Origin of the sequence: Sorangium sp. So ce1153 (assembly GCF_051521595.1) — a bacterium.
Lineage (GTDB): Bacteria > Myxococcota_A > Polyangia > Polyangiales > Polyangiaceae > Sorangium.
Genome location: NZ_CP150361.1, coordinates 7,538,663 through 7,563,596, shown reverse-complemented (window position 1 = coordinate 7,563,596; position 24,934 = coordinate 7,538,663). Strand labels below are relative to the sequence as shown.

The 24,934-nt window shown below is 72.0% G+C and carries 14 protein-coding genes; 8 read left to right on the top strand and 6 right to left on the bottom strand.

Features of this window, described 5'->3' with window-relative positions:
- Window positions 1-79 precede the first annotated feature (79 nt).
- The 4 genes from WME85_RS27215 to WME85_RS27200 all read left to right on the top strand — a co-directional run bounded on the left by WME85_RS27215 (window position 80) and on the right by WME85_RS27200 (window position 6,491).
- On the top strand, window positions 80-1,444 hold the full coding sequence (locus tag WME85_RS27215) for a hypothetical protein (RefSeq protein WP_437825277.1): 1,365 nt from the start codon (window positions 80-82) through the stop codon (window positions 1,442-1,444).
- 56 nt (window positions 1,445-1,500) lie between these two features.
- Window positions 1,501-3,972, top strand: a complete 2,472-nt coding sequence (locus tag WME85_RS27210; RefSeq protein WP_437825276.1) for a tetratricopeptide repeat protein — start codon at window positions 1,501-1,503, stop codon at window positions 3,970-3,972.
- A gap of 209 nt (window positions 3,973-4,181) precedes the next feature.
- Window positions 4,182-6,155 (top strand): serine/threonine-protein kinase, encoded by a 1,974-nt coding sequence (locus WME85_RS27205; protein ID WP_437825275.1) that lies wholly within the window; start codon window positions 4,182-4,184, stop codon window positions 6,153-6,155.
- A 12-nt stretch (window positions 6,156-6,167) separates the two neighbouring features.
- The gene (locus tag WME85_RS27200; protein WP_437301938.1) at window positions 6,168-6,491 is read left to right on the top strand and encodes a hypothetical protein; all 324 of its coding nucleotides are present in this window, start codon (window positions 6,168-6,170) and stop codon (window positions 6,489-6,491) included.
- A 19-nt stretch (window positions 6,492-6,510) separates the two neighbouring features.
- Here WME85_RS27200 and WME85_RS27195 read toward each other — a convergent pair whose 3' ends face one another.
- Window positions 6,511-6,837 (bottom strand): rhodanese-like domain-containing protein, encoded by a 327-nt coding sequence (locus WME85_RS27195; RefSeq protein WP_437825274.1) that lies wholly within the window; start codon window positions 6,835-6,837, stop codon window positions 6,511-6,513.
- A gap of 92 nt (window positions 6,838-6,929) precedes the next feature.
- Window positions 6,930-9,773 carry a PAS domain S-box protein gene (locus tag WME85_RS27190; protein ID WP_437825273.1) on the bottom strand — a complete coding sequence of 948 codons (2,844 nt, stop codon included), beginning with the start codon at window positions 9,771-9,773 and terminating at the stop codon, window positions 6,930-6,932.
- 322 nt (window positions 9,774-10,095) lie between these two features.
- Here WME85_RS27190 and WME85_RS27185 point away from each other — a divergent pair, with 322 nt between their 5' ends.
- The 3 genes from WME85_RS27185 to WME85_RS27175 all read left to right on the top strand — a co-directional run bounded on the left by WME85_RS27185 (window position 10,096) and on the right by WME85_RS27175 (window position 16,010).
- Window positions 10,096-12,645: a DEAD/DEAH box helicase gene (locus WME85_RS27185; protein WP_437825272.1), complete on the top strand. Its 2,550-nt coding sequence runs from the start codon at window positions 10,096-10,098 to the stop codon at window positions 12,643-12,645.
- An 85-nt stretch (window positions 12,646-12,730) separates the two neighbouring features.
- Entirely contained in the window at window positions 12,731-13,534 is an 804-nt protein-coding gene (locus WME85_RS27180; protein ID WP_437825271.1) for an alpha/beta fold hydrolase, read from the top strand.
- 10 nt (window positions 13,535-13,544) lie between these two features.
- Window positions 13,545-16,010, top strand: a complete 2,466-nt coding sequence (locus WME85_RS27175; RefSeq protein WP_437825270.1) for an ATP-binding protein — start codon at window positions 13,545-13,547, stop codon at window positions 16,008-16,010.
- An 82-nt stretch (window positions 16,011-16,092) separates the two neighbouring features.
- Here WME85_RS27175 and WME85_RS27170 read toward each other — a convergent pair whose 3' ends face one another.
- The 4 genes from WME85_RS27170 to WME85_RS27155 are packed head-to-tail and all read right to left on the bottom strand — an operon-like array spanning window position 16,093 to window position 22,355.
- Window positions 16,093-17,427 carry an FAD-dependent oxidoreductase gene (locus tag WME85_RS27170; RefSeq protein WP_437825269.1) on the bottom strand — a complete coding sequence of 445 codons (1,335 nt, stop codon included), beginning with the start codon at window positions 17,425-17,427 and terminating at the stop codon, window positions 16,093-16,095.
- Window positions 17,424-19,136, bottom strand: a complete 1,713-nt coding sequence (locus tag WME85_RS27165; protein ID WP_437825268.1) for a ferritin-like domain-containing protein — start codon at window positions 19,134-19,136, stop codon at window positions 17,424-17,426. The genes WME85_RS27170 and WME85_RS27165 overlap by 4 nt, the downstream gene beginning before the upstream one ends.
- Window positions 19,111-20,523: a radical SAM protein gene (locus WME85_RS27160; RefSeq protein WP_437825267.1), complete on the bottom strand. Its 1,413-nt coding sequence runs from the start codon at window positions 20,521-20,523 to the stop codon at window positions 19,111-19,113. The genes WME85_RS27165 and WME85_RS27160 overlap by 26 nt, the downstream gene beginning before the upstream one ends.
- Entirely contained in the window at window positions 20,520-22,355 is a 1,836-nt protein-coding gene (locus WME85_RS27155) for a hypothetical protein (protein WP_437825266.1), read from the bottom strand. The genes WME85_RS27160 and WME85_RS27155 overlap by 4 nt, the downstream gene beginning before the upstream one ends.
- 232 nt (window positions 22,356-22,587) lie before the next feature.
- On the opposite strand from WME85_RS27155, the gene WME85_RS27150 reads away from it, so the two are divergent.
- A complete protein-coding gene (locus WME85_RS27150) occupies window positions 22,588-24,915 on the top strand; it encodes an alpha/beta fold hydrolase (RefSeq protein WP_437825265.1) in 2,328 nt (775 codons plus the stop codon).
- Window positions 24,916-24,934 lie beyond the last annotated feature (19 nt).

Genomic DNA, 24,934 nt, shown 5'->3' with positions numbered 1-24,934 from the left:
CTCTGCCGAGAACGGAGGGCAGGCCGTTGGTCCTCCCCCCGCGAAGGCTGGCGCCAGCTCCCCATGCTATCGTCGCCGCATGTCGCGCCGCCCCCTGTGGGAGCTGCTCTTCCAGCGCTTCGACCCCGAGCAGCCTGCGGAGCTGCCCGAGTGGCGCGCCCACCGGCCGCTCAGCCCTGCCGAGGCCATCGGCAAGGCGCTCGATCGCCCGTTCGGCGTCCCGCGCGTCCTCCTGACGGGCACGGTCGGAACGGGCAAGACCACGGAGCTCCTCCGCATCGCGCAGGCGCGCGCGCACAAGGAGTTCGTCGTCTTCCTGAACCTGGAGCGGCACTTCCACGAGGTCGTCGGGGATCCGGCCGCCCTCCAGCAGGTGAGCCCCTGGGAGGTCTGCTTCCTCGCCGGCCTCGCGCTCCTCCGCAGCGCCGAGGAGCGACTGGCCTTCGCATTCCCGGAGAACCACCTGCGCGATCTCGGGAAGGCGTGGGCCGCGCTCGCCAAGGCGTCCGGCGAGGTCGAGAAAGAGCCCGAGCTCGACGTGGCGAAGCTCGCCAAATCCATGGTGCTCCTGGCGTCGAGCACAGCGTCGGCTGCGAGTGGACCGGTGGGACCGGCGGTCGGAACCGGCCTGAGCGTCCTCGCGTCGGTCGCCGATGCGGGCAAGTGGTCGCTCCCGTTCGGCCTGGAGAAGCGCGCCTTGCCGGATCAGGACAGCCAGGTTCAGAGCCTGCTCCGGTGCGTCAACGTGCTCGTCGGCCTCGTGCAGCAGCGCGCCAGCAAGGTGCTGCTCATCATCGATGGTCTCGACAGGATCGAGGCCTTCGACCGGGCAAAATCGCTGTTCCTCGACTCGCAGCTCATCGGGCAGCTCGCCTGTCGCACCGTGGTGTGCGGGCCGTTCGCGCTCCGCCGCGACGGCGCCATCGCCAACGTGCGCGGCTTCTCGGACGTCCCACCGCTCGTGAACGTCCCCGTGCTCTCCCAGGCCGACCCGTCAAAGCCGGGACCGGGCGTTTCCTTCCTTTGCGACCTGTACGCACGCCGCGTCGCAGATCTCGGCGCTGCAGGGCTGGTCCCGCAGCCTCTCCTCGAGCGGATGGCGTATTACTCGGGAGGTCGTGCCAGGGAGTTCGTCGTTTTCATCCGTCGGCTGTCGGAGTTCGCCTGGGACGAGGGCGCCGAGGTCGCCTCCGCCGCGCTGGTCGACCGGGTGCTCGACGAGCGGCGCCGCCGGCGCGAGACAGGGTTACACCGCGGCCACATCCGCCTCCTCGAGGCTGTCGCGGCCGACCCCGATCACCGGCTGCCAGAGGACGAGCTCGCCTACAAGCTCCTGACCTACGGGGCGCTGTTGCCCTACCCGGATGGGTCCGAATGGTACTACCCGCATCCGCTCCTGACGATCAACCTCGCCCGCGTCAAGCCGACTGGATCGAGCAGGTAAAGCGTGGCCTGCGGCTCAGCCGGGCAGGGATCCTCCTCCATGTGGACGACGCCCGGATGGAGCGGCTCGGAGAGCTCACCCGCGCCCTCGTCGCCGATCACCCCGAGATGGATGTGCACACGGACGTCCGTGACGCCGAGACCGCCCCGGAGGGAAGCGTCATGGTGCTCGTGCCGAGGCCGGAAGATGCGGACTGGCTGAACCTGAGGAGACCCCTGTTCGCGCGGCGTGCGCTCAAGGTGGTCCTCTTCTGCGATCGCGAGACCACCGTCGCGCTCGCCCAGCGGGCCGTGGACTTCTTCGACTGGGTCTCGCAGCACCATGAGTGTCCGCCGGGGCCTGTGCCGCACGCGGTCTCGGGGCTGCGCTGCGCAGCGGAAGCAGAGGCGCCAGGAGTCCTGTGGCGCACCGCGGGCGAGCTGGCCGATACAGGGCGCATGTGGGGAGCGTTCTCGGCGGCGTTCCCGGGAGAGACGCTGCGCTGGGTGTCGGCGGAGCACCCGCGTGGCTATGAAAAGCTCCTCGATGACATCCGGGCTGCCGGCTCGGCGTGGATCGCCTGCCATGCCGACGGGAGCGCCGAGCTTCGTCGCCTCCGCTGGGCGCTGGCGGAAGCGGGCAGGAGATCAAAGGTGATCGCGCTGGCGCCGCCTGTTTCTTGCCCTGGATGGTGGGCCATCCACGATCAGCTCATGTCGCTCGACGATGCGCGCCAAACGCTGACGGACGCGCGGGCGACGCACCCCGGCTGTCTCGCCGCGCTGTCGAACCTGGAGCCCGAAGCTGTGGAGCTCGCGCGGGCGCTCGCGGCGCTCGGGCTGACTCACCGCGACTTCGTCATGCTCCTTGCGGACGCTTCCGACCCCGGCGCCGCCCTCGCGGCGCGGGCGTTCGACGCCGGCCTGCTCGATCTCGACCGGGCAGTCCAAGGCGACGCGCCCGCGCCGGCGCTCCGCGCGCTCTCGCAGACTCCCGACGTGCGAAAGAGGCGCTCCGAGCTGCTCGAGTCGGTACGCAAGGCGGTCGTGAAGGGGGCAGATGTCTCCGTCGAGGCGGTCGGCCTCTGGGCCTCGGTCTCCGCCGCGCCACCGCGCGTCAGGATCGCGCAGGCTCGGGCCGACACCGCCACGCTCGGCTTCTTGATCGAGTCCCAGCTGCGCCGCCGCCAGAGCGCGACGGGATGGACGGAGCTCGCCAGCAAGGCGCTCGACCTCGGCGAGACGGGGGCGGCGGGCCTGTGGGCGCTGCGCTCCGCCAACAAATCCGTGTTCCCGGATCGCGCGCTCGTCGATGTCGCAGCCCGGCTCGTGGCGCTCCACGACGGGTACGGCGTGTTCATCAGTGCGAGGCTCGCCAGCCATTCCAGACCACAGCTCGATGCCATCATGGGGGTCGTTGCAGGCTTGTCCATCTTCCCCATCTACATGGCGCTGTCAGGCGGGCTAGCGCTCGTGGATCGGTTCTGGTTCCTTGCGTTGGGGGCGGGCGGTTTATGCACGTCGCTCTATTACCTCGTCAAACGCCGCCTCCTCGTCCGCGCGCTCCGGGAGCGTTCGAGTGGCGCAGCGACCGCGATGACCCGGCGCCTGCAGGCTGCGATCGACCTCGGTGCCAAGGGCCAGCCTGCGCTGGCGATGCCCGCGCTGACGGAGGCGCGCGCAGCGATCCGGGGCGAATTCGGCGAGAAACATCCTCTGTACCTGACGGCGCTGACGCATCTGGTCATGAACGCGGTGGATGCTGGCGAGTATGGCGTGGCCCTCTACTTCCTGGAAGAGACCCTCGGCCTCGAGGACCAAGCCGCCTGGGTCGCCCAGCCATCGTTCGCGGCGCTCATCGCGGAGCTGGCCGGTGTGCTCACGCGCCAAGGGAGCCCTGCGGAGGCCGAGGCGCTCCTGCGCAAGCTGCTCAGCATGGAGGGGGTCTCCTCCCAGGAAGAGCGCTCGACGTCGTCGTCGGCGAGCGCGCTCTCGAGCCTCGCCGCTCGCGCGTCGCGCGAGCGCGTGCAGATCTTCCTGGCCCGACCGGGGCCGCCTCCCGAGGTCGCGCCGGAGATCAAGAGCCGCGCCTTGCGCCACCTCGCCGAGGCGTTGTCTGCGCAGGGCCGGTACGACGAGGCTGAGAGCACCCTGGAGATCGCGCTGGAGCACGCCGCCCAAGGCCTTCCCGCGTCGCACCCGGAGCGGTGGCGCTCGCTGGCCGTCCTCGGACAGGTCCTTTCGCTCCAGCGCAGGGACGAGGCGGCGGAGAAGGCGCTACAGCAGGCGGCGCACCTCGCGCAGGCGGCCTTCGGCGAGCGGCACGTCGAGGCGGCGCGCGCGCTGCGAGAGCTCGCGCGGCTCAAGGCACGCCGGCGCGATCCTGACGCCTCGAGCCTCGCCCGGAAAGCGCTCGCGGCGTACGCGGAGTCTACGTGCGCCGCCGACGAGCGGGAGGCCGCGCAAAAAGAGCTTATCCCCATCTGTGAACAGGGCGGCGAGCAGGGCGAGGTGGGCGCGCCTCCCTCTGCCAACACGGCGGCCCTCTGAAGTAGAAAGTGCGCCCTCGCCAAGCGCTGCAACCGACCGGCGGCGCGAGCGCGCCCCGCGCCGAGGCGCAGAAGGTGCGCCCCTCGCCGCAGCGACTGCATTCCGCTCCCCCCGCAATTCGCGGCTTCCGCCGCGGGGCGCCGGCGCCCGCATCTTGGCATCAAAATTGATGCGGTTACGGCTATAGTGCGGCGGATGGAGGTCGGGCCATGAAGCCGGATGCGCCCGCAGCGGCCGCGGGCATCCCGGGAATAGGCGAGGTCTTCGCGCAGAGGTATCGCCTCGAGCGCAGCCTGGGTCACGGGTCCATGGGCGCCGTCTTCGCCGCGGAGCACGTCTCGCTCCGGCAGCGCGTCGCGGTCAAGTTCCTCCTCCCCAGGGCGAAGGACTTCCCGGGCGCGAGCGCCCGCTTCCTCCGCGAGGCGCGCGCCGCCGCGGCGATCCGGAGCGAGCACGTCGCCCGCGTCATCGACGTGGGCACCGCCGAGCTGGGCCTCCCGTACCTGGTCATGGAATACCTGCGCGGCCGCGACCTCCAGCAGGTGCTCGACGCGCGCGGCCCGCTGCCCGTCTCCGAGGCGGTCGACTACGTGCTCCAGAGCTGCGAGGCGGTCGCCGAGGCGCACGCGCGCGGCATCGTCCACCGCGACCTGAAGCCGGGGAACCTCTTCCTCACGACCGGCCAGAGCGGCGTCCCCCTCGTCAAGGTGCTCGACTTCGGCCTCTCCAAGGCGGCCGACGACAGCGTCGAGGAGACCGGCAAGCTCACGGCGTCCGAGATGATGCTCGGCTCCCCTTGCTACATGTCGCCCGAGCAGGTGCGCAGCACGAAGGACGTCGATGCCCGCACCGACGTCTGGTCGCTCGGGATCATCCTCTACCAGCTCCTCACCGCGCGCTTCCCCTTCGACGCGCCCTCCATCTCGGCGCTCTTCGTGGCCATCGTCACCGAGCCGGCCACGCCCCCGCGGGTGCACCGGTGGGAGCTGCCCGTCCACCTGGAGGAAGTCATCCTGCGCTGCCTGGAGAAGGACGTGCAGCGGCGCATCCAGAGCGTCGTGGAGCTGTCGCGCGCGCTCGCCCCGTACGGCACGGAGCACTCCGCGCGCGCCCTCGACCAGATCGAGGCGATCGCCGCGGGCAAGGCCTTCCCGTCGCTGCCGCCCCCGTCGTCGCCCGCGACGCCCGCGACGCCCCCGTACGACCCCGCCGCGATCACCGTCCCGGCCGACAGGATGGTCCGGAAGGGCGCCTCGTCGACCTGGCCGCACCTGGACGCCGACGACGAGCCCGAGGGAAGGCAGAGCCGCCGCGCCACCGTGGCCGCCCCTCACAGCGGTGATCTCGTGATGACCCTGCCCAGCCCGGGCACGGTCGTCGAGCCCCTCCACGGCCCCGGCTCTGCGCCGGTCGAGCACAGCTCGGTCCCGGCCTTCGCGCGCAGCTCGGTCCCGGTCTCCAGCGACGAGGGCCCGACGCTGACGATGGCCAGCGACGAGGGCCCGACGCTGACGATGGCGCGCGAGGACGGCCCGACGCTGAAGATGGCGCGCGAGGACGGCCCCACGCTGAAGATGGCGCGCGGAGACGGCCCCAGGCTGCCGCTGGCGTACCGGCTGTTGCAGCAGCGCTCCGAGGTCGAGGAGACCGCCGGGAGCGTGCCGGTCGTCACCGAGCGCGGCCTCGGCCAGCAGAGCTCCCTCATGCTGCGCAAGCGCCGCCGCACGGCCGCGCGGATCGCGGCGGGCGCCGTCCTGACCGCGGTGGTCGCGGTCGGGGCGACGCTCTGGTCCCGGAGCGCCGCGAGGTCCCCGGAGGTCGTCCTGAGGTCCGGCCAGCCCCCGCAGGCCTCCGCCCAGGCCTCCTCGCTCACCCCCGCCGCGCCGCCGGGCTCCCCGGCGCCCGGCGTCGCGGCGGGCCCGGAGGCGTCGGCGCTGCCGGCCGAGCCCGCCCCCACCGGCCCGGTGACCGCGGAGCCGGGCGGCGAGCACGCGGCGCCCGCCGCGCCCGAGGCGCCCCACGGCTCCCGGCCGAGCGGGTCGGCGCGCGAGGCGTCGCAGCCCGTGCCGGTCACGCCGGTAGCCCCAGCGCGTCCGGCCGCCGCGCCGCACGGCGCCGCCCGCCCGCTCAAGGCGCCGGCGCCCTCCCAAGATCCCATGCCCCCGCTCCGCGACGACAGGTAGACAGACCGGCGCATGGCGAAGAAGAAGCTCTCGGCCCGCGCCGCCCGGCGCGCAGGCGATCGCGACGCGGAGAAGCTCACCCGCGACCTCGAGCGGCTCGCGCTCCTCGAGCCGGGCCACACCCCGGGGCGAGCCATCGCGCTCGACTCCCCGTCGCAGGTCGAGGTGGCCGCGCGATCCGTCCCGTGCCCGCGCTGCCGCGGCGCCCTCCGCGTCCAGGACCACACGGCCGAGACGCTCGAAGGGGCGCGCCTCCGCGTCGCGCAGGTCGTCTGCGTCGCGTGCGGCGCGGGCCGGCGGCTCTACTTCCGGCTCGGCGGCGCCGTCCTCAACTGAGGCGCTCTCCCGTCACCCCTCAGTACCGCGGGACGCTCTCGTCGATGTGGATCGACCACGCGTCGATGCCGCCCTGGAGCGAGGCGACGCGCTCGTGGCCGAGCTTCTCGAGGATCGCGGCCGCCGACAGGCTCCGGACGCCGTGATGGCAGTACGCGACGATCAGCGCGCCCTCCCCGGGCGCGACCTCGTCCGCGCGCTCCGTGAGCTCGTTCAGCGGGATCAGCGTGCTGCCGGGCAGCGCCGCGGCGTCGTGCTCGGCGGGCGTGCGCACGTCGAGGAGGTACACGGGCTCACCCGCCTTCAGCTTCAGGAAGAGCTCTTTCACCGAAATCTGCTGGACCATGGACTGCTCGCGATCTCGCCCGCAACGGCGCTGTCGGCGATGGATGTAAAGGCCTTTACCTATCCAAAGATCTTCCCCGGAACAACCGCCTCTCATCCCCCCGTACGCCCCCTGACGAGCGCCGCGATCACCCCGACGAGCACCGCCGGGTCCAGCGGCTTGGCCACGTGCGCCTGGTACCCTGCGCCGAGCGCCCGCGCCTTGTCCTCGGCCCGCGCCAGCGCGCTCAGCGCGACGGCCGGCGTCGCCCCGCCGCGCTCGGCGCCGAGGGCCCGCACCTTGCGGATGAGCTGGAACCCGTCCTCGCCCGGCATCCCGAGGTCGCTCACGAGGACGTCGGGCCGCTCCCGCGCCAGGGCCGCCAGCGCCTCGGCCGCCGACTCCACCGTCGTGACCTTGGCCCCGCACTCCTCGAGCACGCGCTGCGCCACCTCGCGCGCGTCGGGCTGGTCGTCGACCACGAGCACCCGCACGCCCGTGAGATCCGCGCCCGGGTAGTCGGACAGCGCCTCGGCGCGCTCCTCGCCGGGCGGCTCCGTCGCGCTGCGCGCCTCCGTCGAGACGCCGGCGAGCGGCAGCCGCACCGTGAACGTGGCCCCCTGGCCCTCGCCCCCGCTCGCGACCTCCACCGTGCCGCCGTGCAGCTCGACCAGGTGCTTCACGATCGAGAGCCCGATGCCGAGCCCGCCGTACTTCCTCGTCGAGGACGCGTCCGCCTGCCGGAAGCGCTCGAACAGGTGCGGGAGGAACTGCGGGGCGATGCCGGCGCCCGTGTCGGTCACCGACACCTCGGCGAACGCGCCCGCGCGCCGCAGCGCGATGTCGATCCGCCCGCCCGCCGGCGTGAACTTCACGGCGTTCGACAGGAGGTTCCAGACGACCTGCTGGATCCGGGCGGGATCGCCCCGCAGCGCGCTCGCCTCGGGATCGACGCTGGAGGCGAGCGCGATCCCCTTGGCCTCGGCCGCGAGCTTGATCGACTCGATCGCGCTCTGGATGACCACCGGCAGGTCGACCGGCAGGACGTCGAGCCGCAGCTTCCCCGAGACGATCCGGCTCATGTCGAGCAGCTCGGAGACCATGTCGGACTGGAGCCGCGCGTTGCGCTCGATGACCTCGAGCCCCCGCGCGAGCGTCTGCGGCTCCTGCGTCCGGCTCCGCAGGATGCGCGCCCAGCCCAGGATGGCGTTGATCGGCGAGCGCAGCTCGTGCGAGAGCGTCGCGACGAAGTCGTCCTTGACCCGGCTCACGCGCTCCGCCTCGTCGCGGGCGGCGCGCTCGCTCTCGAGCAGCTTCTGGCGCTCCTCCTCGGCCTCGCGCTCCGCGGTGACTTCCTCGCAGATCCCCAGGAACGACTCCACCGAGCCGTCCGGCTCGAGCTCGGGGATGTAGCGCGTCCGGTACCGCCGCTCGCCCATGGCGAACTCGATCCGCTGCTGCTTCCCCGTCGCCCTCGCCTCGCGGCACGCGGCCTCGCTGGCGTCGCACATGTCCTCCGGGAGCCCGGTCTCGGCGCCCGTCCTGCCGAGGTAGTGCTCGGGCGGCATCCCCGTCATCGCCTCGACGGAGGCGGTCACGAACAGGCAGCGCATCTCCCTGTCGAGCCGGAAGATCACGTCGGGCAGGTTCGCCATCAGCGACGCGAGCTGCCGCTCGCGCCGGCGGAGCTCGTCCTCGAGGCGCTCGCGCTCGGCGAGCACCCGCTGGGCGTCCGAGAGCGCGGCGCTGAGCTGGCGCTCGCTCTCGCGCAGCGCCTCCTCCGTGCGCTTCTGGCGGCTGATGTCCAGGCAGAGGCCGATCCAGGAGGTGATCTCGCCCCGCGCGTCGCGGACCGGCACACACCGGTTGAGGGTGGGGTGGGCGGCGCCATCGGCGCCGAGATAGCGGAGCTCTTCCTCGAACGGCTCACCCGCCCGCCAGCGCTGCTCGAGGCCCGCCACCTTGTGCCGGTCGTCGGGGTGGAGCGTGTCGACCCACCCGTACCCCGAGCACTGCTCCTCGGTGATCCCGGCCATCCGGAGGAACGCCTGGCTCGCATAGAGGTTCCGGCCCTCGGTGTCGCCGACCCAGATGCCGTAATCGATGGATTCCCCGATGGTGCGGAAGATCCGCTCGCTCTGCCGGAACGCCTCCTCGGTTCGCCGGAGCGCCGTCATGTCGAGCGCCAGCACGAAGCCGCCGTCCTCGAACCGCCCCCCGGGCAGCAGACAGCCGCTCACAAGCATCTTGATCCGGGTGCCGTCGGGCAGCGCATACGTCCTTTCGAAGGGCGTGAACGTCCACCCGCTCGCCATCAGCTCCGCGAGGGCGCGGGCGTCGTCGGGGCGCTCCTCTGCCAGCATCTCGGAATCCCAGCGGACCAGGCCGGCCGCGAGCTCCTCCCGCGTCTGGCCCACGAGCCGCAGATAGGCGTCGTTCGCCTCGATGATGCGGCCGTCTGGCATCCAGAACGCCATCGGGGCCAGGTTGCTGTAGAAGACGCCCCGCAGCCTGGCCTCGCTCGCCGGCAATGCCCCCTCCGCCTCCGGCGACGCCCGCTCCGCCGGCCCCGTCTGCCCATCGCCGCGGCCAGGTACGGTGACCTCCTCGACGAACACCACCGCCCGATAAGGCCGCTCGGAGGCATCGCGGACGAAGACGCCCGTCATCCGGAGCCGGCGGACGCCGCCGTCCTTGCAGCGACAGCGCATCGCGAGCGTGAGCTCCTCCGCGCCGGCCTCGATCTGCGCGCGCCACGCGGCCATCGCGGAAGGCCGGTCCTCCGGCAGCGCCAGGTCCGGCAGCCTCCTTTGCAGCAGCTCGCCCTCGGCGTAGCCCAGCAGCCGGCAGAGGGCGCCGCTGGCGCGCACGAGCCGCCCGCTCGACGCGTCGATCTGCGCGCTCCCCCTGCCCGGTGCGCGCGTCGCCCAGGTTGGCTCTTCCGCGAACTCCCCCATGCCCGCCCGTCCCGAGTTTCCGGCCGCCAGCCGCCCACGTGCCCCCCACGGACGTGTGCGCGCGGTGCCCCCTGTTTCGTCCGGTCACGCTATCACGATCGCGTGACGGTGCGGATCGCATGGCGGCCGGATCGGGCCCTCGCTCCGTGCGCAGCTCGGCTCGCTGTCTCCTTCCCCGCGTCTGTGGTCCCCCGGAGTCGGTTCCGTCCGGAGCCGCGCCGGGCCGCGGCCATCCGGCCGGGACATCGCGGAGTTTGCTTGCATTTTTCCCAGGAACCAGGCTTCTGCAAGGGGCGCCCCCGGAGGGCGTCCGCCAGCCGCCATGGACCTCGCCGCCGCACCGCTCTTCGCTCGCCTCCCGCCGTCGCCCCACGACTTCACCGCCGACGACCTCCTGAACGGCTTCCTCGACTACGTCGCCGAGCGGGGACTCGAGCTCTACCCGGCGCAGGAGGAGGCGATCCTCGAGATCTTCGGCGGCAAGAACGTGATCCTCAACACCCCGACCGGCTCGGGCAAGTCGCTCGTCGCGTCGGCCATGCACTTCAAGGCGATGGCCGAGGGGATGAAGTCCTACTACACGTGCCCGATCAAGGCGCTCGTCAGCGAGAAGTTCTTCTCCCTGTGCAACGACTTCGGCCCGGAGAACGTGGGCATGTTGACGGGCGACGCGTCGGTGAACCGCGACGCGCCGATCATCTGCTGCACCGCGGAGATCCTCTCGAACATCGCGCTCCGCGAGGGCGATAAAGCGCTCTGCGACTACGTGATCATGGACGAGTTCCACTACTACTCGGACCGCGATCGCGGCGCGGCGTGGCAGATCCCGCTGCTCACGCTGCCGCAGGCGAGGTTCTTGCTCATGAGCGCCACGCTCGGAGGCACCGAGTTCTTCCAGGAGGAGATCACGAGGCTCACCGGGGAGCAGACCGCGGTGATCAAGTCGACCGTGCGCCCGGTGCCGCTCGACTACGAGTACCGCGAGACGCCGCTCCACGAGACCGTGGCGACCCTCGTGAAGACCGGCAAGGCGCCGATCTACATCGTGAGCTTCACGCAGCGGGCCTGCGCCGAGGAGGCGCAGAACCTGATGAGCCAGGACTACTGCACCAAGGAGGAGAAACGCGCGATCACCGCCGCCCTCGCCGGGGTGAAGTTCTCGAGCCCCTACGGCCGCGAGGTGCAGCGCTTCCTCAAGCACGGCATCGGGCTGCACCACGCCGGGCTCCTGCCGAAGTACCGGCTCCTCGTCGAGAAGCTGGCCCAGCAGGGGCACCTCAAGATCATCTGCGGGACGGACACGCTCGGCGTCGGCGTCAACATCCCGATCCGCACGGTGCTCTTCACGAAGCTCTGCAAGTTCGACGGCGAGAAGACGGCGATCCTGAGCATGCGCGACTTCCAGCAGATCAGCGGGCGCGCCGGGCGGAAGGGGTACGACACGCAGGGGAGCGTCGTGGCGCAGGCGCCGGAGCACGTCATCGAGAACATGCGGCTCGACGCGAAGGCGGGGAACGACCCGGCCAAGAAGCGGAAGATCGTCAGGAAGAAGCCGCCGGAGAAGGGGTATGTGCACTGGGACCGGCCGACGTTCGAGCGCCTGATCCAGTCGCCGCCCGAGCCGCTCGTGTCGCGGTTCCAGGTCACGCACGGGATGCTGGTCAACGTGCTCGGGCGCGAGGAGGGCGGGTGTCTGGCGCTGAAGCGGCTGATTCGCAGCACCCATGACCGGCCCGCGGTCCGGCGCCAGCACGGCAGGACAGCGATGCTCCTCTTCCGCTCCCTCGTGGAGGCGCGCATCATCGAGTTCGTCCCGAAGGAAGATGGTCCGGGCAAGCGCATCCGCATCAACGCGGATCTCCAGGAGGATTTCTCCCTCAACCACGCGCTCTCGCTCTACGTCCTCGAGACCGTGGGCAAGCTGGATCCCGAGAGCGGCACGTATCCGCTCGACCTCCTGACCCTGGTCGAGTCGATCCTCGAGAACCCCGACCTCATCCTGCAAAAGCAGCTCGATCGACTGAAGACCGAGAAGCTCGGGGAGCTCAAGGCGGCTGGCGTGGAGTACGAGCAACGGATGGAGGAGCTCGAGAAGCTCGATTATCCGAAGCCGAACGCGGAGTTCATCTACGGCACGTTCAACGACTACGCGCGGCGGCACCCGTGGGTCGGGCAGGAGAACATCCGGCCGAAGGGCGTCGCGCGCGAGATGTACGAGCAGTACCTGTCGTTCAGCGAGTTCATCCGCGAGTACAACCTGGAGCGGGCGGAGGGGCTGCTGCTCCGGTACGTCTCGGAGGTGTACAAGGCGCTCGTCCAGACGGTCCCCGACTACGCGAAGGACAGCGACACGAACGACATGATCGCCTATTTCCGGGCGCTCATCCGCGGCGTGGACTCGAGCCTGCTCGACGAGTGGGAGAAGCTGCGCGACCCGTCGTACCAGCCGCGCGCCGGGGCCCCGGGCGGCGCCGTCGAGCCGGGCGCGTTCGACATCACCCGCAACGCCAAGGACTTCACCGTGCTCGTCAGGAACGAGCTGTTCTTCTTCCTGCGCGCGCTGTCCCGCCGCGACTACGAGGTCGCCGTCGAGATGGTGGAGGGGGAGGAGGCGCCCTGGACCGCGGAGCGGCTCGACGAGGCGCTGCGCCCCTATTACGCGGAGCACGCGGCGATCCGCACCGACCCGGCGGCCCGGAGCCCGAGCAACACGATCATCCACCCCGCCGAGGACGGCGGCTCCTGGACGGTGGAGCAGATCATCGCCGATCCGGAGGACGACAACGACTGGATGCTCGACTGTAAGGTGGATCTCGAGCGCTCCCGCGACGCCGGCCGGCCGGTCATCGTGCTGCGGCGCATCGCGAGCTGAGCGGCGCGAGCGCGGGAGACGCCGCGAGACGCCGCGAGACGCCGCGAGACGCGGCGGATACGATGCGCAGCAGAGGGGTGATCCGATGAGCGTCTCGGAGGCGTTCCGGCGCAACAACGTTCGCGTCGTGGGGCAGGGGGATCGGACGGTGGTGCTCGCGCACGGCTTCGGCACCGACCAGAGCGCGTGGCGGCACCAGGAGGCGGCGCTCGCGAGGACGCACCGCGTGGTCCTGTTCGATCACGTCGGCGCGGGCGGGTCGGACCTGTCGGCCTACAGCCCGCAGCGGTACCGGAGCCTGCACAGCTACAGCGCCGACCTGCTGGAGCTGCTCGCCGAGGTCTCCCCGGACGCGCCCGTGGATTACGTCGGCCACTCGATGAGCGGCATGATCGGCCTGCTCGCCGGGATCGCGGAGCCCGCGCGCTTCCGGTCGATGGCCTTCATCGACGCCTCGCCCTGCTACGTCGACGGCGACGGGTACGTCGGCGGCTTCTCCAAGGCGGGCATCGACGGGTTCCTCGAGGCGATGGCGTCGAACTACCACGCGTGGGTGAGCGGGTTCGCCGGGCTCGCGGTGCGGAACCCCGAGCGGCCGGAGCTCGCCGAGGAGTTCGCGCGGGGCCTCGCCGCGATCCGGCCGGACATCGCGCTGTCGGTGGCCCGCCTGATCTGGAACGCGGATCACCGGGGGGACCTCGCCGCGCTGACCGTGCCCACGCTCATCGTCCAGGCGCAGGACGACATCGCGGTGCCGGTCTCCGTGGGCCAGCACCTGGCCGACAACATCCCCGGCGCGAGGCTCGCCTTGATCGACGGCTACGGGCACGTCCCCCACATGAGCGCGCCCGCCGCCGTCAACGAGGCGCTGCGCCGGTTCCTCGGCTGAGCCGGCGGCGGTGGACTTCACCCTGGCGATCCAGCGGGTGCTCGCGGCCCTCACGCGGGCCTCGGCCGAGGGGGACGCGGACGCGGCGCTGCGGCGCGTGATCCCCGTCGTGCGCGACGCGGCGGGCGCGGACGCGGCGCTCGCGCTGCGGCGGGTCGACGAGGTCACCGCGGAGGTGATCGCGGGCGATCCGCGCGGCGTCCTCCCGGACGGCATCACGACGCCGGCGCTCTTCGCGGGCGCGATCGAGCTCGGCCAGGCCGTGTACCGGGATACGAGCGCGCTCGGCGCGATCCCGCGGCCGCTGCGCGGCGCGACGGCGGTCCTGCCCTGGTCGCGCGTCGGCGGCATCGACGGGGCGCTGGTGCTCGTGCGCCGCGCGGACGCGCCGTTCACCGGCGAGGAGCGGGGCTTCCTCGAGGCGCTGCCGGGCCTCCTGCACGCGCTCGTCCACCTGCACGGGCAGGCGCTGCGCGCCGACGCGCTGCACGCGCGCTTCGAGGCGATCGTGCAGACGGTCCCGCACGGGCTCGTGTTCCTCGACGAGTGGGGCTCGGAGGCGTGGGTGAACAGCGCGGCCGCGGCGCTGCTCGGCGTGCCCACCGGGGTCGTGCGCCTCCCCGAGGTCGCGCGCGCGATGGCGAACCTGCGCGCGCGGGCCGACAACCACGCGCAGATCCAGCGCGAGGCCGCCGCCGCCTTCTCGCGGTCCGACGCGGAGCTCAGGGACTGGCGGTGGATCTTCTCGGGGCCGCCGCGCCGGGCGCTCAGCGTCGCCATCACGCCGACCAGCGTGCGCGGCGAGCGGGGGCGCCTGTGGCTGTTCATGGACGTGACCGCCGAGCACTTCGCGCAGGCGGAGCTCCGCGAGAAGAACGCCGCCCTCTCGGCGGCGCGCGAGGCCGCCGACGCGGCGAACGAGTCCAAGTCGCGCTTCCTCGCGAGCATGAGCCACGAGATCAGGACGCCCATGAACGGCGTGCTCGGCATGACCGGGCTGCTCCTCGACACGCCGCTCACGGCCGAGCAGCGCGACCTCGTCGAGACGCTCCGGACGAGCGGCGACGCGCTGCTCGCGATCGTCGACGATATCCTCGATTTCTCGAAGATCGAGGCGGGGCTGCTCGAGCTGGAGAGCCGGCCGCTCGAGCTGCGCGCGTGCGTCGAGGAGGCGCTCGATCTGCTCGCCCCGAGGGCCGCCAGCAAGGGGATCGAGCTCGGGATCGCGGTCGCGCCCGACGTCCCCGCCGCCGTGTACGGCGACGCGACGCGGCTGCGGCAGATCCTCGTGAACCTCGTGGGGAACGCGGTCAAGTTCACGCAGCGGGGCGAGGTGACGGTCGAGGTGTCGCTGCTCGACGCGGCCGCGCTCGCCGGCGCGGCCGCGGACCCGTCGCGCGGGCCGGCGCGCGCGATCCACCTCCAGGTGCGCGACACGGGGATCGGGATCCCGGCCGACCGGATGGACCGGCTGTTCCGCGCCTTCAGCCAGGCCGACGCGTCGGTCGCGCGCAGCCACGGCGGCACGGGCCTCGGCCTCGCGATCACGAAGCGGCTCGTCGAGCTCATGGGCGGCCGGGTGTGGGCCGAGAGCACCCCGGGCGTCGGCTCGACGTTCCACGCGGTCATCGCCGCGCAGCCCGCCCCGGATCCGCCTTCCCCGCGGTCCGCGAGGCCGTCAGGGCTCGACCCGGCGCTCGGCCGGGAGGCGCCGCTCGCGATCCTCGTCGCGGACGACAACGTCGTGAACCAGAAGGTCGCCTGCCTCCTGCTCGAGCGCCTCGGGTACCGGGCCGACGTCGTCGCGAGCGGGCTCGAGGTGCTGCGGGCGCTCGAGCGGCGGCGCTACGACGTGATCCTGATGGACGTGCAGATGCCGGAGCTCGACGGGCTCGAGGCGACCCGGAGGATCCGCGCCCTGCCGGCGGACGCCCACGGCCGGCCGCGCGTGGTCGCGTTCACGGCGAACGTGATGGCCGACGACCGCGATCGCTGCCGGGAGGCGGGCATGGACGACTTCCTCGCGAAGCCGATCCAGATCGACCACCTCGTGGCGGTGCTCCGCCGCGCGGCCGACGCGGCGAAGGCGGCGGGGCGCGCCGCGGCCGAGGCCGCCCCCGAGCCGGCGCCCGCGCCTCCGGTCGACCCCGAGACGCTGGCGGCGCTGCGCAGCATCATCGACGGCCCCGGCGAGCTCGCGGGGCTGATCGACCTGCACCTCGGGACCGCGCGCGAGCTCCTCGTCGCCATGCGCGCGGCGCTCGAGCGCGGGGACGCGGACGCGCTGGCCGCCGCCGCCCACCAGCTCAAGGGGAGCAGCGCCCAGTTCGGCGCGTTCGCCGTGTCGGCGCGCTGCGACGCGCTCGCGCGCGCCGCGCGCGCGGATCTCGCGGGGCAGGCCCCCGAGCGCCTCGCCGCGCTGGAGTCCGCGTGCGCGCGCGCCCACGCAGCGCTGGAGTCGGAGCGGGGCGCGTGAGCCGCGGCGGGAGGCTTTGAACCGTCCACGCACCATCCATGGTCTGTCGAACGTGCGGATATCGGGGAACTCCGGTCGAGCTTTACCTCGGAAGGTGAGGGGCGGGCCCGCGGCGCGCGGCGCGCGGCAGCTCGTCGCCTCCCACCCGCGCCATCAGCCCACGCGAGGCGCAGAACCGGATCGCGGAGCGCGCCGCTGCGTCGCTCACCCCGAGCGCGCAGAGCTCTGCACAGAGATCCGAGGCGCGGCGTGGCCTGGTGGCGAGGTCGCGGAGGAGCGCCAGATCGAGGGAGCCCAGGTAGCGCACGAGACCGCCGTCCGCGAGGACCCAGGCCTCCCGCTCCACCACGAACCCCGCCTCCACGAGGCCAGCGCGGCGTGACGAGCCGCAGAACTCCACCCAGTCGCCCGGAGCAATGTCGATCTCGGGAGAGCGCTCGTCCAGGTCGGGGCCGCCTCGGAGCCGCGCAAGCGACCGTTCGTGACGCGCGCGCGCTCCGTCGATCAGGTCCCGGTAATACTCGGCGGCAATGGATGGCATGGGCCCCGCGAAGCCCGAGTCGCGCCTCCATGTGTCGAGGACCGCGGCGGCCGCCAAGGCGCTCTGCAGCGCGAAGCGGATGCCCTGACCGGCCACAGGATCATACGCCAGGGCGGCGTCGCCTACCGCGATCGTTCGACCCCGGACCGGCGCGGACGACCACTGCACAGACGCAGCGCGGTAGCCGCTCTGCACCAGCTCGGCGCCCTCCAGCCCGAGCGCGCGCGCCACGACCCGTACCCCCGGCGGCTCGGCCGCGGAAGGGTAGACGGCCGCCGCGGTGCACCGGCCAGGGTGGTCGAGCCGGTAGGCTGCGCCCTCGCCGACCCGCACCACACGGCCGCGCCCGGGGACCGCCGACCCGGGCGCGTCGAAGAGGCATGCCGTGAACGGCGTGGCGTGGCGCACCGGCCTCCCGAAGAAGGCCGCGCGGCCCGTCGCGTCGACCGCCGCGTCGCCCTTGATGATCTCGCCCGCCACGTCGGCGCGTACGCCGTGCGTCTCCTCGCGGAGTGGACCGGCTCGACCTTGCCGGAGCGCCGCCCCCCGTGACATGGCCTCAGCGCGGAGCGAGGCGGCGAGCGCCTCGCGCTCCACGTGCAGGAACCAGCCTTCCGCGACGCGCACCGCCCGCTCGTCCCAGGCGTTGTCGAACCCGCGCACCGGCACCGCGCCCGCGCGCCGCGTCGCCTCGAGCAGACCAAGCTCGGAGAGCAGCCGTATCGCCGGCTCCGGGATGGCCTCCACCGAGTCTCCCCGTGGCCTGACCGGGAGGTCAACGAGGGTGACCGCCATGCCGCGCGTGCGGAGCAGGATCGCGAGCAGACACCCGCTCGCGCCCGCGCCGACGACGACGACGTGCCCCGCGCGGCTCATTTCTGCGGGAAGAAGGGGACGCCCACTCCCTTTCGCGCGAGCGCCTCGGCGGCCTCATCGAGCTTGTGCATGAGCTCGCGCGCCCTCACGACGTCCGCGGCCTGCTCGAGGTCGCCGCTCTCGTAGGCGGCTTGAAGGCTCGATTTGATCTTTGCGTAGATCTCGAGCGCCGTCGCTACGTTGGGGTCCGCCGGGGAGCCAAGCTCGATGTCGCGCAGGTAGGGCGTGTACTTCCCGTAGCGGTTGAGCGTCTGCTGCACGCGCCGGAACCGGCTGTAATGCTCCTCTCCATCCGTGACGATGCGTGAGGCGAGCTGGTAGAGGGAGCTCGGGTAACCTGATCGCAAGGTGGCGACCACGCGCGCATAGCGGCCGTCGATGTAGCCGCTCGGGAGCTCGACGTCGACGAAGGTCTTGAGCACGGCCGGCAGGAGCGGCATGAGCTCCGCCGGCCGCGTCGAGAGGGGGCCGGCCCCAGGGATCTCGCGGCCGGGCTCGACGACCGGCGGGCGCCGCTTGATGAGGCCTGCCTCCGCGAGCTCCCAGAGGAGCTGGTTCACCCAGCGCATGTGCTGCATCTCGCTCACGGCGATGATGAGGATCTCGCGGCGCACGAAGTAGACATCCTCCTTGAGCGTCGGCCAGGAGTCCGCGACCGTCACCTCCTCGGGCTGGAGGACGCTGTAGCGTGCGTAGAGGTACATCAGGGCGAGCACGTGCTCGAGCTGCGCGAGCTTCTCGAGCTCATCCGCGAGCTCTTCTGGGCTCCTGTACGGGTTCGCTGTGTCGTGGATGCGCGGGTCGTAGACGCTCCCGATCTCGCGCCCCTCGAGCACGACGGCGAGCTCCTGCCAGCGCTCGTTGATCTCGTAGTGAGAGATCTGAAACGGCCTGTCTGCGCGCTGGGTCGGCGACGCCACGGCGGAGCGGGCGAACGCGCGGTCCGCTCGCTGCCAGTCGACGCGCGTCCCGGCGCGCGCAGGGTCGTCCGGATAGCCGCTCGGCAGGGGCACCTCGGTCCGCGGCGACTCGCCGAGCACGATGTCCGGGTGGTTGGATGCCCAGTACGTGCACGCGCAGTCACGAAAGTCGTGGCTCCAAGGGGAACAGAGGCTCTGCGTCAGCTCCCCGGGCTGGAGGGCGAGGCTGATGACGCCCGTGCCGGGGCTCGTGAAGCGCCTGCGCCATCCGGCGAGCTCCTCGCGCCCGGGTGCGGCTCCCGCCGGCGGCGCGGCGCGCCGCTCGAGCACGATGTCCACCTCCGCGGGCTCGAGCCCCCGTACGAGGCGCCACACAACCATCCCATCAAGGGGCACGCCGTCCTCGTCGCTGAGCCGGATGCGACGTCCACCCTGGACAATCTTCGAGAGATAGAAGGGGCCGCTCCCCGCGCTGTCCAGCGATCCGAGCTTCGCCGCCAGCGCGCGCGCTCGCTCGGCGTAGCGCGGGTCGCTCGTCCGGAGCTCCGGGTCGGTCGTGTCCACCGCGACGAGCAGCGCGCCCCTGCGGGGGATGTTCGGGGCCACTTCCTGCGAGACGAAATCGAAGACGAGACCGGGGAAGAAGCGGCGATCGAGGTTCCTGTGATCGTACTCGAGGCCCGGATAGCAGTTGCCGACGCCGCTCTCCGGGCGCGTCACGGGCGGGTTGCCAGGGACCGAGTACGCCGCGAGCGCGGTGAGGTTACGCGGGATGATCTTGTTGGTCATGGGCACCGTCCTCCGCTCGACCGAGCGCGCTCGGGAGCGATGAGAGCACGTTGTCGTAGGTACGAATGCAGTACGAGAGCCAGCCGCGAATGTAATCGCAGCCTGCGCGTCCATGGTCGACGACCTCGGCGTGGCAGCCGCCGCCGCAGAGGTAGCGCGCCCAGCAAGAGCGACAGGGCTCCTGCCGATCCACGAGCCGCTCCTCGATGAACCGCCGGCGCGCAGCCGCGCTCGGCCCGGTCCCGGCGTCGCCGAGCGCGAATCGATCGTCGTCGATCGTGCGGTGGCACGTGTAATAGGCGCCCTTCGCGTTGACCGAGACGTAGTTGAGCGCCGAGCCGCATGGCAGAGCCTTGCACGCGCCCGCGTGGATTTCCTTGAGCGCGATGCCGAGGTTCGACAGCTGGAGGTGCCGCGGCCCCCGGCCCGCGCGGAGCCGCGCGAGATCCTCCTCGGCGGCGCGGATCAGCTCGCGGAGGAGCACCGGCCAGTCGTCGCCGCGCAGCGCGAGTCCGGGGTCGCGCGACGTGCGCGCCGGGCTCACGCCTACCTCGAGGAAGCCGCGCTCGGTGAGGCTCCGGACGCGCTCGGCCACCCCGAGATCGAGCCGCGTGACGGTGCTGCGCGCCACGACGCGGGCGGCTCCTGGATCGCGCAGCAGCGGTGTGATCCGCTGGAGGGCTCGCTCGGAGCTGCCGCCCTCGCCCCCGCGGCGAGGCCGTTGAACATCGTTCACCGAGGCAGCGCCGTCGATGCTGACCGAGACAGAGAACGCGTTGTCGCGGAGCAGCTCGACGTCCGCCGGCTCGATCAGGGTGCCGTTCGTCGTGATCGAGAACGCCACGGCGATGCCCCGCGTCGCGGCGCGGCGCCTCGCGTGCTCCACGCTCCGGTGCACGAGGCGCCGGTGAAGGAACGGCTCGCCGCCCATGAAACCCACGGTCACGCGCGGGCTGCTCGCCTCATCGATGAGCCGGTCGATGGTGCGGAACGCCACCTCCTCGGACATGAGGCGCGCGTCGCCCCCGAACTTCCCCTCGTCGGCGTAACAGTAACCGCAAGCGAGGTTGCATGCCTGGGCGACGTTGAGCGTGACGGCGTTGGGCGCTCCGGTCGCCGGCACCTCGTCGAGGCGCAGCGAGCGCCGCGCGAGCGCCGCGGCGGCGCGGAGCTCCGTGCCGGCGCCCTCGTCGCCCCGCTCGAGACGCGCGCGCATCTCCTCGCTGATCTCGTAGATCTGCGCGCCTTCGACGACGAACACGAGCGGCGGGTCCCCGGGGATCAGGTGCCACGAGGGCGCCGGCCCGGAGGGCCCCGGGAGCGATGCGTCGCCGGGAGCGACGGCGCTCGGGGCGGCGCCCTCGCGGAAGATGGGCAGCGCGATCACCCTCCGCTCCCGGAGGGGCCGCTCGTGCCCCGGCGCGTCCTCTCGGCCATGAGCGCATGGATGCGGTTCCGTAGCGGCGTCATCACCGGCGGGCTCGCCGCCGGCACGGGCGCCGCGTCAGCCGCCGGGGCCGCCTGCGGTCCCCTCACCCCGTCGTCGGGGGGCTCAGCCGCTCCAGTCACTTGTTTCGTCACGAGCGGCTGGAGCGACTGGAGCGCCTCGACGTAGCTCATGAGCTCCGCGTACTGCCGGTGCGTGAGCGAGAGCGCTGTCGCATCGGAGTCGCGCATATAGGGGGGCATCCGCATGTCGTGCGCTGTATCGCGGCGGACGCGCGGATCGCGGAACCGCGGGTCAGGGGTCTCCGCCGGCTGCTCGCCCAGCTCGCGGAACCGGGCGTACGGGGGGCGGACCAGGTAGCCGACGCGCGGGCCGAAGGTGCGCAGGAGATCGGTGAGGGCTTCCAGCTCGGCGAGGGGCGCGTGGGCCAGCGCGACGAGATCTGTATAGGCCAGCGGGTTCTGCCCTCCTCTCGCCACGGACTTGCCGTCGCCGATGAGGTCAACGATCTTCGCGCTCGCGTACTGCTTCCCCGGCCTGCCGTCGACCGTGTTCTCGGCGGAGGTCATGCTGCCCTGATCGGTGAGCGGCAGATCGCCCACGCGCTGCGTCGGGTCCGCGAGGAGAAAGCCCTGATTGTCGCTGAGACCCCTGGCCCGGATGGCGTCCAGGTTGAGCAGGCTCACCGTCTCGAAGACGCGCGCGAACAGGTCCGCGATCGCCTCCTGCGGGACGGGCGCCGAGGGGCCGTCGGGCGTCGCGATCTGTCGGGGGTCGCTGTCGGCGGTCGCGTCGAACGGGATGTCGCGATCCGTGAGGTCGTCCGCCAGCGAGAAGAAAGGCCTCCTGTCCGGCGCGAAATCCGGTGGCCCGATGCAGACGCGGGCCTGCGCCACATGCCTCACGCCGCCGACGACGACCATCGCCTGGACGATGCCGTCGCACGTGTCATCAACGACTCCCCACGAGAGGTTCGAGCCCTCGTCGGCTCCATCGTAGGTGTCGAACGGCTCGGGGTTATTGTATGTCGAGTAATCGGCGTTGTATCGCATCCAGCTGGCCTGCGGATTCAGGATGCGGTTCTCGGGGCGGACGATCTCGTAGACGCGTCCGCTGGAAGGCGCCCTTCCGCGCACGGCGGCGGGCGGACCGTACGAGAGCCCTGCCGCGGGCGTCACGCGCACGCGCACCACGTCCAGGTTGATCCCGGCGCTCGTCCGGGCGGCCGGACGGATGACCTGGAAATGACCCAGGGGGATCGGTCTCTCGGGGAGCACGAGCGGAGCGGCCCCGGCCTCTGGGGGCGTGAAGGCGAGCAGCGCGTGACGCCGGTGATCGATGGCCGGCACCTCGAGGTAGGCCTCGAACGCGTCCGCTTCATTGCCCGTCCTCCGCGAGGCTTTGCGGTTGGCGAGGCGGATCGAGAAGGACACAGCGTCAAGAGAGCTGCCCAGGGCGCGGAGGAGCTTCGCGGTGAGCGGCTCGGGGTGCACGCCTCCGCTGTCGGCCTGGACGTTCGCCCACACCTCGAAGAAGGGCGCTACAGGGCGGAGATCATCCCCGTCGCGGAACCGGATGACCCCGGGGAGATAAGGCGTGATCGAGCCGTCCGGCAATACCTCCAGGGTGGGCGCTGGTTCAATGACATTGCGCGCGGCTCCATGCACCGTCGGGTCTTCCCGCCACGTGAAGTTCTCGAGAGGCGTCTTGCCTGCTCCTAGCCTCCCGATGGCGAGCGGCGGCAGCAAGAATATTTCGACAATCGCGACCATGATCCCCCTTTTGGCGCTTCTTGCGCCATTCGCGATTTCTGCGAATTGTCTGCCAGATTCGGTATCAGGTAGAATGTATGCTCGTCAACAGATCTCTTTTGTGTACAAGAATAGATCAGCGTCTACGGGCCTTTAGCGCCGGCCGCTCTCCCGTCGCGCGCTCCTCCAGGCTCGACGCAGGACCGCTAGCTGGCGTTTGACAATCGCCGTGGAGGCGGGCGAGATTGCGGTCATGCGAAGTCCGCGCGCTGCAAGCAGGCCATCGCTCGCGTCGCTCGCGTCGCTCGCCGTCGCCTCGGCGATCGGCTGCGCCCCGCCCGCGGGCTCGCATCCGTTGAAGGCCGCCCCGCCCGCCAATCCCTCCACCGCCGCGGCAGCCGCCGCGCCGAAGGCAGGCGCCTCGCCGGAAAAGACACGTATTGCCGGGCCGGAGGCGAGCCGGGTCACGTACGCGCACCTCGGCCGGCAGCCGCCGCTCGGCGCGAAGCTGCCCAGGGGGATCCAGCACTCGCCGGACGGCAAGCTGGTCACCTACCTCCAGCGGCAGCCGGACGGGCCGGAGCAGGCGCTCTTCGCCTTCGACGTCGCGTCGCGCGGCGTGCGGCAGCTCGTCGCGTCGGGCGATCTGCTGAAGGAGTCGAGGCCGCTCTCGCGGGAGGAGGAGCTCCGCCGCGAGCGACAGCGCATGTTCTCGAGGGGGATCACGGCCTACGCGTGGGCCAAGCGGGCGGGGGTCATGCTCATCCCGTTCGGCGGCGACCTGTTCCTGCGCGACCAGGCGGGCGCGATCGCGCGGCTCACCGACACGCCGGAGCCGGAGATCGACCCGAAGGTGTGCGACGGCGGCGAGCGCGTCGTGTTCGTCCGCGGGCGCGAGCTGTTCATGATCGACGTCGCCTCGCGCCGCGAGACGGCGCTGACCCGGGGGGCGCCCGAGGGCGTGTCGCGCGGCCAGAGCGACTTCAACGGCCAGGAGGAGTTCAACGAGCCGAGCGGCTTCTGGATCTCGCCCGCCTGCGACAGGGTGGCCTACCTCGAGGTCGACGAGCGCGAGGTCGCGAAGGTGCCTGTCCTCGGCGTCCGCGGCGGCCAGGAAGACCTGATGATGCTGCGCTACCCGCGCGTCGGCGGGAAGAACCCCCGCGTCAGGGCGGGGATCCTCGATCTCGCGACGAGGAAGACGACCTGGGTGCGGTGGAAGGGCGGCGAGGAGGAGCGGTACCTCGGCCGGTTCGCGTGGGCCGAGGGCGGCAAGGCGCTCTGGTTCCAGACGCTATCGCGCGACCAGAAGCGCCTCGCGCTGCTCCGCGCGAGCCCGCGCACCGGCGAGGCCGCCGAGGTCGTGACCGAGACGTCGCCTACCTGGGTGGACTTCGCGGAGATGCGGCTGCTCGAGCGCTCGCCGCGGTTCCTCTGGGCGACCGCGGCCAGCGGGCACACGCACATCGCGCTGCGCGACGCGGACTCGGGCGCGGAGCTCGCGAAGCTCACCGCGGGGGACTGGGACGTCACCGACCTCGCGCCGCCGGACGAGGAGCGCGGCGAGGCGCGCTTCGTGGCCACGAAGGACGGCCCGACCGAGCGGCACCTCTACACGGTGCCCCTCGCGGGCGGCGAGGTGAAGCGGCTCACGTCGGAGCCCGGGGTGCACTTCGTCACGGTGGACCCGAGGGGGCCGGGCTACGTGGACATCCACTCGGCGCTCGGGGTCCCGTGGAAGGGCGCGGTGCGGGGCGCCGGCAACGCCGAGCTCGGCGCGCTGCCGGCGCCCGTGGATCCGGAGCTCGCCGGCCTCGGGCTGCGCGCCCCCGAGATCGTGAAGGTGCGCGCCGAGAGCGGCGACACGCTGTACGGCGCGCTGCTCGCGCCGCGGACGATCGAGCCTGGCCGCCGCTACCCGGTCCTCGTGAGCGTGTACGGTGGGCCCGGCGTCCAGACGGTCTTCAACTCGTGGTCGCCGCTCCTGCTCTGGAACCACCTGGCGGACCGCGGGGTGGTCGTCTTCCAGCTCGACAACCGCGGCTCGGCGAACCGCGGGCGCGCGTTCGAGGCGCCCATCTACGGGCGCCTCGGCGAGGTCGAGCTCGCCGACCAGATCGCGGGGCTCGATTACCTGAAGGCGCTGCCGTACGTCGACGCGGGCCGCGTCGGCATCTACGGCCACAGCTACGGCGGGCGGATGGCGCTGACGGCGCTCCTCAAGGCGCCGGACCGCTTCCACGTGGGCGTCGCGGGCTCGCCGGCGACCGACGATCGGCTCTATGACACGGGCTACACGGAGCGGTACATGGGGCTCCTCGACAGGGAGGCCGCGCGGTACGAGGCGACCGATCTCTCGAAGCACGCGGGCAACCTGCGCGGCAAGCTGCTCCTCTTGCACGGGCTCATGGATGAGAACGTGCACTTCGCGCACACAGCGAAGATGATCGAGGCGCTCATGGCCGCGGACAAGCGGTTCGACATGATCGTGTTCCCGGGCGAGCGGCACGGCTACCGGTCGCCTGTGGCGAGCCAGTTCGCGAACCGCGCTGTCGTGGAGTACCTCGCCGAGCACCTCTGACCGCCGCGCCCGGCGGCCG